The sequence below is a fragment of the Stutzerimonas stutzeri genome (genome assembly GCF_002890895.1).
GTDB classification, from domain to species: domain Bacteria; phylum Pseudomonadota; class Gammaproteobacteria; order Pseudomonadales; family Pseudomonadaceae; genus Stutzerimonas; species Stutzerimonas stutzeri_AB.
The window spans coordinates 56,026-69,836 of the sequence record NZ_POUL01000014.1; the positions used below are offsets into that span (position 1 = coordinate 56,026).

The following is a 13,811-nucleotide window of genomic DNA, read 5'->3' on the forward strand; positions in this document are numbered from 1 at the left end:
CCGAGCAGCGGAAAATCGTCAGGCGGATACCTGACAGACCTGGGCCACCCGAACTCAGATCAGGCGACAGGATCTCCGCGACGGAACGGCTGAGGTGAAGGCTCACCTGGACCAGGCTCTGCGTGCGGTGGGGTGTCACCCAACTTGAATGGCATCGGTGACTCGCTGACGAGCCGATGGGTAGCAAGCTCGACGCGCTCCGACTCTGGCTCCGGAAGCTCGCGCACGGCGCGCCAGGCGAGGCCAGCAAGTACTACAGCCAGTATGCGGTAGAGCATCGAGGCCAGATCGAAGCCGACCAGCTCACCGCCGTCCACCCAGAGCGACACCAGCCTTCCCAGCACCAGCGCGGCCATGGTCATTACCAGCATGATCAAGGCTGGGCGAGCTCGCTCCGGTGCGCGCGCGCTCCAGATCAGGAACAGCGCCAGCCCCAACTGCAAGCCGCCGTAGTAGACGCGCATATGGCTGACCGATGCAGTCTCCATCAACAGCATGCCGTTCAGATTGGCCATCTCGTGAGGCCGCAGCCAGTAGGCCAGACTGAGGCAGGCCATCACCAACGCCTGCGCGAGCAGAACGAAACGGGCAAAACGCATCGAAAACTCTCCTGACAGCGGCTCCGCACCATGATGGACATCCGACCGGATCACCCCGTTTTGGTTCGCCGCCCTCCCCGCGTCCGCCTCCTGTGACATTCACTCACATGACTCGGCTTGGGCGCCCACGAGCATGCGGATATGCTGCGCACTTTCACGCCGGAGTGATCTTCATGCGCCGTTTACTGCTCGTCACCGCTCTGTTCGCCAGCCTCGCTCAGGCCGCCGACCCCATTGCCATCGAGGTGCACCGCGACGCCAATTGCGGTTGCTGCAAGGCATGGATAGAGCACCTGGAAGCCAACGGCTTTGAGGTCGACGATCACGTCGAAACCGACATGGCCGCAGTCAAGACCCGTCTCGGCGTGCCCCATAGCCTGGGTTCCTGCCATACCGGCGTGATCGACGGAAAATTCGTCGAGGGCCACGTCCCGGCTGCCGACATCCTCAAGCTCCGAGCACAACCCAATCTGATCGGTGCGGCGGTGCCTGGCATGCCCATGGGCTCGCCCGGTATGGAGATGGGCGAACATAAAGACGCATTCAAGGTGATCGCCGTGGGCAACAAGGGTGAGCAGTCGGTGCTGGCCGAGTACCCGGCAGACTGACGAAACAGACGAAACGCCTACGAGTCGCTGAATTTGCAGTCCCTGAGGCCGGTCTGACCAGAATCAGCAACCGGCAGAAGGATTCAGGCATGCGCTGGAGAAAGGCTCGTCGCAGTGACAATGTGGTGGACGCTCGCGGCCGAAGCGGAGGCATCGGTGGCGGGCGCCTGACTCTGGCGGGCGTCGCTATCGTGGTGGTGATCGGTTTGTTGTCCGGCCAGGATCCGATGCAGATCCTCGGTCAGCTGGCTGATCAGTCCGGTCCTACACCAACCCAGCAGTCCAGCGCCCCGGCCAACGGCGACGACCCGCAGGTTGCTTTCGTTCAGTCAATCCTGGGCGACACCGAGGACACCTGGCGCGCTCTGTTTCAGCAGTCCGGTCAGCAGTACCGAGACCCTACCCTGGTGCTTTTTCGTGGTGGCGTGAACTCAGCCTGTGGCTTCGCCAATTCGGCAGTCGGCCCCTTCTACTGTCCGGGCGACCAACAGGTGTATCTCGACCTGCAGTTCTTCGATGAGATGGCCTCGCGCTTTTCGGTCGCGGGCGACTTCGCTCAGGCCTACGTGATCGCCCATGAGGTCGGCCACCATGTGCAAACGCTGCTGGGCGTATCGCAACAGATGCAGGCTGCCCGTCAGCGCGGCGCGCGTATGGAGGGTGACAACGGCTTGCTGGTTCGCCAGGAGCTGCAGGCGGATTGCTTTGCCGGGGTCTGGGCCAACCACGCCCAGCAGCGTCATGACTGGCTCGAGGAAGGGGATCTTGAGGAAGCGTTGAACGCGGCGAACGCCATCGGCGACGACCGTTTGCAGCAGCAAAGTCAGGGCCGGGTCGTTCCGGATGCCTTCACCCATGGCACCTCTGCGCAACGGGTGAGGTGGTTTCGTATCGGCTTCGACAGTGGCGACCCGACACGCTGCGATACCTTCCAGACCCAACGTCTTTAATTCGGAACGCCGGTTGAGCCGTTCAGTCGATCCAGCGGTAGACCGGCGCATCCGCACCGCTATCCACCTTGACCTGCGCGCAGTGGCGCAACCGCACCAGCAGGCGCTTGCCCATCTGAGCGCTACCGGCCAGCGCCTGCAGCTCCGCTAACAGCTGCGGCCCGTCCATGCGCTGCGCCGCACGCAACAACCGTTGCGCCTCGTGCCAATGGGGATCAGCCGTCGGCTTGTCGGCCGGTTGCACCGGGGCGGTCTCGGCCTGAGCGGCGGGCATCTGACGCGCCAGCTGAGCCCAGTCGTGGTCGTCCATTTCAATACTGAGGTCCACCGGCAGCTCGCCGACATGGCCGCGAATTCGAATCATCGCCACTCTCCTGAAGACATTGGGTCGCATGCTCCCACGAGACGTTGAGACTGGCCAGCGGCTGCAAACATTTGTTATAACGTAACCACTAATTGATATGGAGTCTGCCATGCGCCGTCTGCTGCTTGCCCTGCCTTTCGCGTTACTGCCCGGTTTTGTTCTGGCTGCCGAGCACGATCATGACCATGATCATGCGCACCACGACAGTCTCGGCGCCCACGAGCATGGCGCAGCGGAACTGGACGCGGCGTTGGACGGTTCCACGCTGGAAGTCGAATTGCGCAGCCCGGCGATGAATCTGGTGGGTTTCGAGCACGCGCCTAGCAGCGAGGCGGATAAGCGCAAGGTCGCCAATGCACGCAAACAGCTGGAACAGCCGAACGGGCTGTTCGGCCTGCCTGCAGCAGCAGGCTGCACCCTGGCCGAATCCGAGCTGGAGAGCCCGCTATTCGAAGGCGAGGGCCATGACCATGACGACGAGCACGAGCACGAGCACGATGAAGATCATGAAGGCCAGCACAGCGAAATCCACGCGCATTACCACTTCAATTGCGCCACGCCCGAAGCGCTAAAGGCGTTCGATCTGCAAGGCTTGTTCAAAGCGTTCCCCGGTATGCAGAAGATCCAGGCTCAGCTGATCGGTCCGAAGGGTCAACAGGGCGTGCAACTCACCGCGGACCAGCCACGCGCAGCCTTCTGATCTGATCCTGTCTGCCGCCTGGCTCGACGCAGTAAACTCCCGGCTCGCCCGACACGGATCATCTCGATGACCGCATCACTGCTTGAACTGCACCAATTGGGTTTCGCCTGGCCGGGCCAGGCGGAGCTGCTCGACATTCCCAGCTTCACGCTGGCACCCAACCAGAGCCTGTTCCTCAAGGGGCCGTCGGGCAGCGGCAAGACCACCCTGTTGGGCCTGATTGGTGGCGTGCAGAAAGCGCAGCGCGGAACGGTTCAGCTGCTTGGCACCGATCTCGCAGCGCTTTCGGCCGGTGCGCGGGATCGTTTCCGGGTCGATCACACTGGCTATATCTTTCAGCAGTTCAACCTGCTGCCCTTCCTTTCGGTGGCTGAAAACGTCGGCTTGCCCTGTCATTTTTCCAAGACGCGAGCCGAACGCGCACGACAGCGACACGGCAGTGTTGCGCAGGCAGCGGCAAGCCTGCTCCAGCATCTCGGCCTACCGAAGAGCCTGCTTGAGCGACGGGCCGAAGCACTGTCGATCGGTCAGCAACAACGCGTCGCCGCGGCGCGTGCACTGATCGGTCAGCCGGAACTGGTAATTGCCGACGAGCCCACTTCGGCGCTCGACGCCGACAGCCGCGAAGCCTTCCTGCAACTGCTGTTTGCCGAGTGTCGAGAAGCCGGTTCAAGCCTGTTGTTCGTCAGCCACGACCAGAGCCTGGCGCCACTTTTCGACCGTAGCCTTTCACTGGCGGATCTCAATCACGCCGCACGCGCCCCGGAGTTGTAGGCCATGTACCTGTTGCGCCTGGCCTTGGCGAGCCTGAATAACCGCCGTTTCACTGCTCTGCTCACCGTTTTCGCCATCGCGCTATCGGTATGCCTGCTGCTCGCCGTGGAGCGCGTGCGCACCGAGGCTCGAGCCAGTTTCGCCAGCACCATCAGTGGCACCGACCTGATCGTCGGCGCCCGCTCCGGCTCGGTGAACCTGCTGCTTTATTCGGTGTTCCGTATCGGCAACGCCACCAACAATATTCGCTGGGAGAGCTTCGAGCACTTCGCCGAGCACCCCCGAGTCAGCTGGGCTATCCCTATTTCCTTGGGTGACTCTCACCGCGGTTATCGCGTGATGGGCACCAGCAGCGCCTATTTCGAGCACTACCGTTACGGCCGCAAGCAGCCCCTGCAACTGGCGCAAGGCCGGCCATTCGCCGACGATCCGTTCGAAGTGGTGCTGGGCGCCGAAGTAGCTGAGGCACTGAAATACAAGCTGGACGACCAACTGGTGCTGGCGCATGGCGTCGCCACGGTCAGCCTGGTCAAACATGACGACAAGCCTTTTCACGTAGTCGGAATCCTCAAACGCACCGGCACGCCGGTGGACCGCACGCTGCATATCAACCTTGCGGGCATGGAAGCGCTGCATATCGACTGGCAGAACGGCATGCCAGCCCGCGGCGCGGCGCGCATCGATGCCGAAGAGGCGCGCCAGATGGATCTGCAGCCCAAACAGATCACCGCATTCATGTTGGGCCTCAACAGCAAGATCGCCACCTTCACACTGCAACGTGAAATCAACCAGTTCCGCGGCGAGCCGCTGCTGGCAATTCTGCCCGGGGTGGCGCTGCAGGAGCTCTGGAGCCTGATGGGCACCGCTGAACAGGCCCTGTTCGTGGTGTCGTTGTTTGTCGTGCTGACCGGATTGATCGGCATGCTCACGGCGATCCTCACCAGCCTCAACGAGCGGCGCCGGGAAATGGCGATACTGCGTTCGGTGGGCGCACGCCCCTGGCATATCGCCGGCCTGCTGGTGGTCGAAGCCCTCAGTCTGGCACTCGCGGGCGCGCTGCTCGGGCTCCTGCTGTTGTACATCGCCATTGCGGTGGCGCAAGGGCCGCTGCAAAGTCACTACGGTCTCTACCTGCCGCTGGCACTGCCAAGCGCCTATGAGTGGTCATTGCTGGCGGGCATACTGCTGGCTGGCCTGCTGATGGGCTGTGTGCCGGCGTGGCGCGCTTACCGGCAGTCACTGGCCGACGGCCTGTCGATCAGACTATGAGGATTTCCATGTCTCGCCTGCTTTTTGCCACCCTGCTCGCCCTGGCGGCGCCCTTCGCTGCTGCCGATGTTCGAGAGCTGCAATGGTCGGACCTGATCCCAGCGGACGCTCCGCCGCCGCCAGCGCCGGTAGCGATCCACGATATGTCGCAATTGGCCGATGCGCTGGCTGCGGAAGCGGGCCCGGCTGCGGCTCAGCAATCGCCCGCCGAGCCGGTCGTCAAAGAACTAGATGGCGTTCAGGTCAAGCTGCCTGGCTATATCGTGCCGCTGGACATGGGCGAGGACGGACGAGTGACCGAGTTTTTGCTGGTGCCCTATTTCGGCGCCTGCATTCACGTGCCGCCACCGCCGTCCAACCAGATCGTGCATGCCACCAGCGAGCTCGGCGTGAAAGTGGACGAGCTGTACCAGCCCTTCTGGATTGAAGGTCCGCTAAAGGTCGAACACGCCACCAGCGAACTGGCCGATGCGGGCTATCGCATGGAAGCGCAGAAGATCTATCTCTACGAGCTTGAATAAAGGCAGCGCTGCGACGCCGTTATCAACTAGCTGAACGGCGTCATTGAGCGATACCAATCGATGTCGTCTTGCAAGCTGGCAGCAGGTAACAGCGCATATCGTGGACGCACGGTAATAACTGAGCCTCGCACATCACAGCGGGCGAACTCGCCCTTCGCTAACCAGCATCCGCATATCACCACGCAGAAAAGCGAAACCCCGCGTCGGTGCGGGGTTTCTGTTTGCCTCTACTACGCAGCGTGCGCAGCGCTCGTTCAGGACATCTCAGCGCTGCCTGAAAGCGCCCTCTCAGTTCGCCCCATCACCGTCAGCGAGTGCTGGCGACCTGACGCTGACGCTCGAAGCTCAGCTCGCCTTCGGCCCACTCCCGCCAGGAACGAACCTTGCGCCGCTCGGCACCCGCGCGTTCGGCCTGTTTCAACGCATCAAGACCGGCCTGCCAATGGGCTTGTTCCAGCTCCAACTGTGCGACGTTCAGCCAGAACTTGGCGCTGCCCGATTGCGCCGCGAGATCGCGGTAGATCTGCGCCGCTTCCGAACGCTCGCGGGCCTGCCACCAGAGCATGCCCAGACGCTCGCGTCGTTTGGCATCGCTGGCTAGAAGGCGCGACTGGAGCATGCCCTGAAGCAGCTTCGCACCTTGCCAGGGCTGGCCCGCAGCGCCGGCAAGCAACACCAGATTGTCCAGCTCGGCTTCGCTGAAGCGCAAACCCTTGGCATGAGCCGCACGCAGGGTTGCCAGCGCCTTGTCCTCATCCCCGGCCATCTGCTGCAAGCCCGCCAACTGCCGCCAGCTCTTGGCTTGATCTGGATGACGAGCGAGTAGCCGGCTCTGCCAACGCTCTGCCGTCTCGTAACGTTTCAGCTCGGCATTGCCGCCTACCAGAAACTGCAACCAGGTGTCCGCAGCGTTGGGGTTGGCTTGCACGTAACGCTCAGCCAGTGGCAATGCCTTGGCATGCTGCCCGAGCCCCTGATACGCCTGAACCAGCATCTTCAGGACGTCTTCACTTGCCTTGGCGGGCGACCCCAACAGGCTGATGACCTTGGCATAGCGGCGTTCGATCAGGTTGAGTTTCGCCAGGTTGAGCCGCTCGTTCGGCAGAATTGCCTCGTCCAGCTTGCCACTGGCGATCGCCTTGTCGAGCAGCTCCAGTGCTTGACGATTGTTGCCTTCAGCCCAGGCCAGATACGCCCGGCTGCGCCATAACAAGGCTTCCTCTGCACTGCCTGGCTTTGCCTCGGCCTGTTTCAGCGCGCGATGCGCAGCGCCATAGTCGCCCTTCTCCTGCGCACTCTGGGCTCGCTCCAATGCTTTGAACACCGAAGGATCAACGCTCTGGGCAGCCTGAGCCGATACAGCGAACAACAACGAGATCAACAACAGCAAACGGGGCATGTCAGCGTTCTCCTTGCAGGCGGAAATGCAGGGTTTTTACGGCTTCACGCGAGACGGCCGAACCGTTTTCGGTGCGCGGGGCGAAACGCCAGCGGGCCGCGGCACGGCGGGCCTCGCGATCGAACACATTCGACGGCGAAGCCTCCAGTACGCGGATGTTTTCGACCTTACCGGCGGCAGTGATGGTGAATGCGAGTTTGATATGGCCTTCGATACCGCGCTGACGCGCCCGATAAGGGTATTCGGGACGAACATCATTGAGCGGCATGACTTCCTGCTCGGGACCGGACTGTCCTGCCGTCTCGTCTGCCGAAGGAGCGGCTGGCGCAGGAGGTGCTGCCGGAGCGGACGCGGCTGTCAGCCCGGCGAGACTGGGCGCCGGCGCGCTGGCGACCGATACACCGGTATCGATGTTCGGCAGGGGCAAATCGAGCTTCGGCAGATTGGCGCTCGGAGTGGCCATGCTCGGGGTCGGCGGCGTGGGCGTTTGGGGTGTCTTTGGTTGAGGCGGTTGCGGTGCCTGCTGCCGCGAGCGGGTGGAAGTGCTTTCGTTGCTGTTGTCCATCCGCACGAAATTGGCAATGGCCACCGGGTCGTCGGTCACCTCGCTACGGGGCGGGTTGACCATGCTCAACATCAGCGCAAACAACAGCAACGCCACCACGCAGGCAGCAATGAAGGACAACCCGACGCGGGTCAGCCCACGAACCATCACTGCGCTCCAGAACTGGCGGCCAGGGCCACGTCCTGAACCCCGGCGAGACGTGCCTGATCCATCACCTGAACCACAAGTCCCGTGCGCGCATCCTGATCGGCCTGCACCACGACGGCACCTTCCGGCTGGTCGACGCGCATGCGCTCGACGTGGGCCCTGACGCTGCGTACGTCCACGGCCTGCTTGTCGATCCAGACCTGACCATCCGCCGTCACCGCAATCAGGATATTGCCCTTGTCCTGCGCGCTGGCGGTGTCGGCCTGCGGCCGCTGAACCTCGACACCGGATTCCTTGATAAAGGAGCTGGTGACGATGAAAAAAATCAGCATGATGAAAACCACGTCGAGCATCGGCGTCAGGTCGATGCCGGTGTCTTCTTCCTGCTGGTAGTGGTGACGACGCATACGCATCCGTTAATCCTCAATCGTGACGCAGCTGGTCGGCCAGCCGGTCGAGAGCCTGGCGCGAAATACGTTCGAGACGCGCCAGGCTAAACAGTCCAGTGATGGCCAGCACCATGCCGGCCATGGTCGGCAGTGTCGCCTGCCAGACGCCCGCGGCCATGCCGCGCGGGTTGCCGGTACCGTTAAGCGCCAGCACATCGAATACCGCAATCATTCCGCTGACGGTGCCCAGCAATCCAAGCAGCGGGTACATCGCCACCAGCGTCTTGCTCATGCGCAAGGGTCCGGCCAGTTGCTGCTGGGCCTGCGCCAGCCAGGCGCTACGCACGGCGCGTTGCCAGCTACCGGAATCATTGCCCAGGCGTGACCAGGCCTCGCGGCGGGCTTCCACCCAGCGCGGAAACACCCGGCGCATGAACCACAACCGCTCGAAGACCAGCGTCCAATACAGCACGCACAAGGCGGCCAGCGCCCACATCACCGCGCCACCCGCCGCCATGAAGTCGAGCAGCGCATAACCGCTGTCGACCAGACGCAGCCATTGGCCATGCAGATCAGTCACGACGCGGAGTCCCCGACAGATGCAGGGCGATCAGGCCGGCGCTTTGCTGCTCGAGCAGTTGGATCAGCGCCTTACTGCGGCTGGCCAGCAGGCTGTGTAGGAACAACAGCGGTATCGCCACCACCAGGCCCAGCACCGTAGTAACCAACGCCTGGGAAATACCGTCGGCCATTAGCCGAGAATCCCCGCCGCCACTCTGTGTAATTGCCTGGAAGGTCACGATCATCCCGGTCACCGTGCCCAGCAGGCCGAGTAGCGGCGCGACGGCGCTGAGTAGCTTAAGCAGCGGCTGGCCGCGCTCGAGTGGTGGTGTTTCCTGGAGGATCGCCTCGTCGAGCTTCAGCTCAAGCGTCTCGAGGTCTGACAGTTGGGGCTTCGGCCCCAGCACACCGATGATGCGGCCCAATGGATTATCGTCACGCGGCTGATTGAGTTCGCGCGTTTGCCGGTTTACCGCTCGTCCAACCCGAGCCAGATAGACCATGCGCCATACCGCCAGGATCAGGCCGATGGCACCCAGGACGAGAATGACCCAGCCGACCAGACCACCTTGCTGGACACGGTCCCACAATTGGGGCTGGCGCTGCAGCTGAGCCAGCAACGATCCGCGGCTCGGGTCGATCGGCAGCGTGGCCAACGCCTCGCTGCTATTCATATAGTCTTTGACCGTTCCCATGCCGGAAGGCTGACGGCTCGGCGTCAGCAACTCGCGAGCGTCGCTGTCGTAGCGCAGGAAATTATCATCGGTGAATGCCGAGAAGTTACCGACCCGCAGAACCGGCTGGGTGCTGCGCTGCCCATCGACGCCGACTACCGGCAGCTCTACACGCTCCACCTGACCACTGGCCGTAAGGTCCTCAAGCAGCGTCATCCAGAAGCTGTCGAGATCGTCGGCCGACGGCAGCGTGCGGCTTTCCGCCAACGCCCGCAGGCGCTGCAAACGCTCCGGATACTGGGCATTGAGCAGACTGTCCTGCCATTGCCCGGCGATGTCACCAGCGCTCTGCCTGACCACACCAAACAGTTCACCGAGATGACCGACGCGCTGAGCCAGCAGCTTTTCCTGCTCGGCCAACTCGGCTTCCTGACGGTCGAATTCAGTTTTCAGGCGCTCGGCTTCGGCTTTCTGTTTTTCAAGCGCAGCATTGGCTCGCGCCAGCAGTTGCGCTTGCTCGCTGCGATTCTGAATGAAGGCCTGCTCGCGCGCTTGCATGGCGTCGACTTCCGCGGCGCGCTCGCTGCGAATACGCTGGAGCAACTGGTCGGGGCTCAGGGGCTCGGCAGCCTGAACCATTGCCGGCAACAGTCCGATGAGCAATAACGTCAACAAGCGGCTCATTGCGCAGCCTCCTTGGCCAGGGTCTTGATGGGCAGTTCGAGCCAGGTCGGGGCTTGCTGTTGACGAGCAATAGCTATCGCCTTGGTGATTGGCCGACGCGCGCTGCCATCGAGTATTTCCCAGGCGCGGGTCTTCGGGTTCCACCAACCGCTCTCGTGTGCATCGAGTGTCTGGTAATAAAGCATCGTCCGACCCAGACGCAGGAATTCGACGCTGCGACTGCCGCCTTCGACCGGCAGCTCGCCGCGCCAGGCTTCCAGGGTCCGGCCGTAGTCACTCTCGATCTGGTAGGCCTCGAGGATGCGGCGATATTTCTCAGCAAGACTGACGTCAGCGCGCGCCTGCATGTCCTGCAGGCTGGCGAGGCGATCGGCGCGCTCGTCGGGGAGGAACGGAAGGTCTGCCGCGATGAACTCCTCAAGCACTTCGATCATCCGCCCCATCTGCGGCGCAACGGCTTCCTGGGTACGCTCGATGCTGTCCAGCTGACGCTGAAACCCGTCCAGTTCCTTGCGCTGCGCAGCGGTCAGCTCGACCAACTGCTCGTTGTAGGCCTTCAGGGCCTCCGCCTGCTGAACGGCATTGCGGTACTCGGCGAGCATCTGCCGCGTCGCGTCATCGAGTTGCTCGATACGCGCCTGCGAGGCCTTGGCTTCGGCAGCCAGTTGCTGGCTTTCTTCTAGCGCAGCGTCCAGCGGAGCCGCGTTAAGCGGCAGGCATAACGACAACAGCACGCCTGCGAACAAGCGAGTTGGGTACTGATTCATGCGGAGCGGATCCTCGGTTCACGGCAGCCTAAAAAGTTATGTTATAACAAATGACAATAGTCGCGCAGCTCATCTTTAAACCACGACGCATATCCGGCCACTGCGGTTCAGAAAAGAGAAACATTATCATCTAGATCCGCAAAAGAAGGCAACCCGGGCATTACGTCGCAGCCGGGGCAAAGCGGAACGTTTCGTTGAGCTGGATCAAAGTCGCCAGGTCCGCACGCCCTACCATGGCCACCAGTCGCAACACACCATGTCTCGATGGAGTTTCCATTATGCGCAAGACCCTGTTTACCGCGTCCGTGCTGGCCGTAGCTCTCGCCTCCCCCTTCGCCCAGGCTTTCCAGGCTGGTGATGTGATTGTCCGTGCTGGCGCGATCACAGTTGATCCGCGCGAGGATAGTGGCAGTGTATCCACCGCAGCTACCGGCTCGCTTGCCGGCAGCAAAGCCACTTTGGACAGCGACACTCAACTGGGCCTTAACTTCGCCTACATGGTTACCGATAAGGTTGGCATCGAGCTGCTAGCTGCAACGCCTTTCGAGCATTCCGTAGGCTTAAGTGGCATGCCGCTTGGTCTCGACGGCGACTTTGCTGACATTAAGCACCTTCCGCCAACCCTTAGCCTGGTCTACTACCCTCTGGACACCAAGTCAGTGTTTCAGCCCTACGTCGGCCTAGGCGTGAATTACACGATTTTCTTCGACGAGGAACTGAACAGCCGCCGTGAAGGGGAGCAATTCAGCAATCTGGAGCTGGACGACTCATGGGGCTTGGCCGCGCAGGTAGGTATGGATTTCATGCTGACCGACCAGCTCATGCTGAACGCACAGATCCGTTACATTGATATCAATACCGAGGCGACCGCTGATTCCGCCTTCGGTAAAGTAAAAGTCGATGTAGACGTCGATCCGATGGTCTACATGGTTGGTCTCGGCTACAAGTTCTGAAGACGTCGGCATTGCCGAATCTCAGACAAGACAAAGGCGCCACTCGGCGCCTTTTCTATGCCCGCGGTATAACGCTACAAACCTAGCAACTTGGCCAGACCTTCACGCATTCCGGTAGCAGGCTCTGGTAAGCGATAGCGCTGCTGCAGCCGCGTATTGTTAGCACGCGAATGCCGGATGTCCCCCTGCCGCGCCGCCTGGTATGTCACCTCGGGCAACCCGCCCAACACATTATCCACAGCACCAAGCAGTTGGTTCAGCGACGTCGCCTGGTTCAGCCCGACATTCACAGCGCCCTCCTGGACCTCGAACGACTCCAGTGCCTGCACGAGAAGCTCGACGAGATCGCCGACATACACGAAGTCTCGCGTCTGCTCGCCATCGCCAAAAACGGCGATAGGCAAGCCCTTCTGGGCACGCTCGGTAAAGATGCTGATCACGCCCGAATAGGGCGAGGACGGATCCTGGCGTGGGCCGTAGATATTGAAGAAACGGAAGACTACCGGTTCAAGTCCATGCTGACGCCGGTAGAAATCCAGATAGTGCTCGCTGGCCAGCTTGTCTGCAGCATATGGCGTCAGTGGCGCTTTCGGCGTGTCTTCGCCTATGGGCTCGCCCTCTCCGTTATTGCCGTATACCGCCGCACTCGATGCAAAAAGAACCCGGCGTATACCGGCTTCGCGCATCGCCTCACAGAGATTCAGCGTTCCTACTAGATTGCTCTGATGCGTACCAACCGGATCATCGACCGAGGCCTGTACCGATGCCACAGCCGCAAGGTGCACAACGGCGCGACATCCCCGAACGGCATCGCATACGGCTTGTGCATCCGCGACGTCGCCAACGATCAGCTCAACGCCCGCATCATCCGGCAAATTGCTGCGCTTGCCGGTAGACAGATTGTCCAATACCCGAACGGCGTAGCCTCGAGCAACAAGTGCATCAACCAGGTTAGAGCCGATGAACCCGGCCCCTCCGGTAACCAGAACAGGCAGTTCAGCCATGACGGTAATAACGCTCCAGTAAGCTCGGCAGCCCTGTGCGCCAGGCACGCGGCTTGATGCCAAAGGTGTTGAATATTTTCTTGCAGGCCAACACGCCGTGCTGTGGCTCGTCTGCTGCATCTGAGCAAGCCGCATGAGCGATGGGGGTCAGGCTTTCAACCGCCAGCGGGCGATAACTGGCCGCCTCGGTCAGGAGCGCCTGACCAACCACCAGTGGGGTTGACGCCTCATGCCCACCATAGTGATAGGTTCCCCAAAGTGGCGCCTGACAATCCAATTGCTTCAGCACAGCCAGGATGACCCGCGCCGCATCTTCCACCGGCGTAGGATTGCCACGACGGTCATCGGCGAGACAAAGCTCCTCGCTCTGCTCAAGACGCTGGAGGAAACGCCCTAGCAAGCCGTCCGAACTGTCGTCCAGCAACCAGCCAAAGCGCAGCAAAACGTGCCGAGGGCAGAGCGCACGCACGCTCTGCTCCATACGCCATAGCGCACAGCTACGCGCGTCCAGCGGCGCCACTTCGTCTTTTTCGCTGTAAGAAGTCGTTCGGGCCCCATCAAAAACACGGTAGCTGGACGGCTGCATCAATACGAACTGATGATGCTGCCCCAGCTCGGCCAGACGCTCTACGGCGCGCTCCTGCTTGGTCAGCGCCGTTTCATCGACCCGCCCGCTCTGGAACCAGTCGAAGTAATAGGCGAGGTTGATCACGATATCCGGACGGTTATCGTCGAGCAAAGTGGTCAGACTTGGCGCATCCCAGCCCTGACTGGGCGGGCGCGGCGCGAGGAAGCCAATGTCTTCCTCGGCACCCAGGCGGATAAGCGCCTGACCCAGGGCATTACCGCCGCCCAACAGCATCAGGCGCATTCGCATGGAGTG

17 protein-coding genes are annotated in these 13,811 nt (G+C 61.8%); 7 read left to right on the forward strand and 10 right to left on the reverse strand.

The genetic code is table 11. From position 1 onward, the window contains the following. Positions 1–59 precede the first annotated feature (59 nt). Positions 60–599 carry a DUF4345 domain-containing protein gene (locus tag CXK96_RS19630; protein ID WP_102838106.1) on the reverse strand — a complete coding sequence of 180 codons (540 nt, stop codon included), beginning with the start codon at positions 597–599 and terminating at the stop codon, positions 60–62. Between the two features lie 173 nt (positions 600–772). Between CXK96_RS19630 and CXK96_RS19635 the strand changes: the two genes are divergently transcribed. Further along, the gene (locus tag CXK96_RS19635; RefSeq protein WP_102838107.1) at positions 773–1,207 is read left to right on the forward strand and encodes a DUF411 domain-containing protein; all 435 of its coding nucleotides are present in this window, start codon (positions 773–775) and stop codon (positions 1,205–1,207) included. An 89-nt stretch (positions 1,208–1,296) separates the two neighbouring features. Continuing rightward, complete coding sequence (gene ypfJ, locus CXK96_RS19640) at positions 1,297–2,157, forward strand: KPN_02809 family neutral zinc metallopeptidase (protein ID WP_102838108.1); 861 nt, start codon at positions 1,297–1,299, stop codon at positions 2,155–2,157. A gap of 22 nt (positions 2,158–2,179) precedes the next feature. On the opposite strand, the gene CXK96_RS19645 is transcribed toward ypfJ, so the two are convergent. Further along, positions 2,180–2,521, reverse strand: a complete 342-nt coding sequence (locus tag CXK96_RS19645; protein WP_102838109.1) for a hypothetical protein — start codon at positions 2,519–2,521, stop codon at positions 2,180–2,182. A gap of 109 nt (positions 2,522–2,630) precedes the next feature. On the opposite strand from CXK96_RS19645, the gene CXK96_RS19650 reads away from it, so the two are divergent. The 4 genes from CXK96_RS19650 (at position 2,631) to CXK96_RS19665 (ending at position 5,785) form a co-directional block, all read left to right on the forward strand. Beyond that, positions 2,631–3,221, forward strand: a complete 591-nt coding sequence (locus tag CXK96_RS19650; protein WP_102838110.1) for a DUF2796 domain-containing protein — start codon at positions 2,631–2,633, stop codon at positions 3,219–3,221. Positions 3,222–3,287: 66 nt separating this feature from the next. Then, a complete protein-coding gene (locus CXK96_RS19655; protein WP_102838111.1) occupies positions 3,288–3,995 on the forward strand; it encodes an ABC transporter ATP-binding protein in 708 nt (235 codons plus the stop codon). A gap of 3 nt (positions 3,996–3,998) precedes the next feature. Next, positions 3,999–5,264: an ABC transporter permease gene (locus CXK96_RS19660; protein ID WP_102838112.1), complete on the forward strand. Its 1,266-nt coding sequence runs from the start codon at positions 3,999–4,001 to the stop codon at positions 5,262–5,264. Between the two features lie 8 nt (positions 5,265–5,272). Further along, on the forward strand, positions 5,273–5,785 hold the full coding sequence (locus CXK96_RS19665) for a DUF3299 domain-containing protein (protein WP_102838113.1): 513 nt from the start codon (positions 5,273–5,275) through the stop codon (positions 5,783–5,785). 307 nt (positions 5,786–6,092) lie between these two features. On the opposite strand, the gene CXK96_RS19670 is transcribed toward CXK96_RS19665, so the two are convergent. Genes CXK96_RS19670 through CXK96_RS19695 form a run of 6 tightly spaced genes read right to left on the reverse strand, consistent with a single transcriptional unit; the run spans position 6,093 to position 10,971 of the window. After that, the gene (locus tag CXK96_RS19670; protein WP_102838114.1) at positions 6,093–7,184 is read right to left on the reverse strand and encodes a hypothetical protein; all 1,092 of its coding nucleotides are present in this window, start codon (positions 7,182–7,184) and stop codon (positions 6,093–6,095) included. 1 nt (position 7,185) lies between these two features. After that, entirely contained in the window at positions 7,186–7,896 is a 711-nt protein-coding gene (locus CXK96_RS19675; protein ID WP_102838115.1) for an energy transducer TonB, read from the reverse strand. Continuing rightward, positions 7,896–8,309, reverse strand: a complete 414-nt coding sequence (locus CXK96_RS19680; RefSeq protein ID WP_045430526.1) for an ExbD/TolR family protein — start codon at positions 8,307–8,309, stop codon at positions 7,896–7,898. The genes CXK96_RS19675 and CXK96_RS19680 overlap by 1 nt, the downstream gene beginning before the upstream one ends. Positions 8,310–8,319: 10 nt before the next feature. Beyond that, on the reverse strand, positions 8,320–8,865 hold the full coding sequence (locus CXK96_RS19685) for a MotA/TolQ/ExbB proton channel family protein (RefSeq protein WP_102838116.1): 546 nt from the start codon (positions 8,863–8,865) through the stop codon (positions 8,320–8,322). Next, complete coding sequence (locus CXK96_RS19690; protein WP_102838117.1) at positions 8,858–10,204, reverse strand: MotA/TolQ/ExbB proton channel family protein; 1,347 nt, start codon at positions 10,202–10,204, stop codon at positions 8,858–8,860. Before CXK96_RS19690 ends, CXK96_RS19685 begins: the two co-directional genes overlap by 8 nt. Then, positions 10,201–10,971 (reverse strand): DUF3450 domain-containing protein, encoded by a 771-nt coding sequence (locus CXK96_RS19695; RefSeq protein WP_102838118.1) that lies wholly within the window; start codon positions 10,969–10,971, stop codon positions 10,201–10,203. Before CXK96_RS19695 ends, CXK96_RS19690 begins: the two co-directional genes overlap by 4 nt. Positions 10,972–11,249: 278 nt before the next feature. Here CXK96_RS19695 and CXK96_RS19700 point away from each other — a divergent pair, with 278 nt between their 5' ends. After that, the gene (locus tag CXK96_RS19700) at positions 11,250–11,924 is read left to right on the forward strand and encodes an OmpW/AlkL family protein (protein WP_102838119.1); all 675 of its coding nucleotides are present in this window, start codon (positions 11,250–11,252) and stop codon (positions 11,922–11,924) included. 74 nt (positions 11,925–11,998) lie between these two features. Here CXK96_RS19700 and CXK96_RS19705 read toward each other — a convergent pair whose 3' ends face one another. Next, positions 11,999–12,928 carry an NAD-dependent epimerase/dehydratase family protein gene (locus CXK96_RS19705; protein WP_102838120.1) on the reverse strand — a complete coding sequence of 310 codons (930 nt, stop codon included), beginning with the start codon at positions 12,926–12,928 and terminating at the stop codon, positions 11,999–12,001. After that, positions 12,921–13,805: a sugar nucleotide-binding protein gene (locus CXK96_RS19710; RefSeq protein WP_102838121.1), complete on the reverse strand. Its 885-nt coding sequence runs from the start codon at positions 13,803–13,805 to the stop codon at positions 12,921–12,923. The genes CXK96_RS19705 and CXK96_RS19710 overlap by 8 nt, the downstream gene beginning before the upstream one ends. Positions 13,806–13,811: the final 6 nt, after the last annotated feature.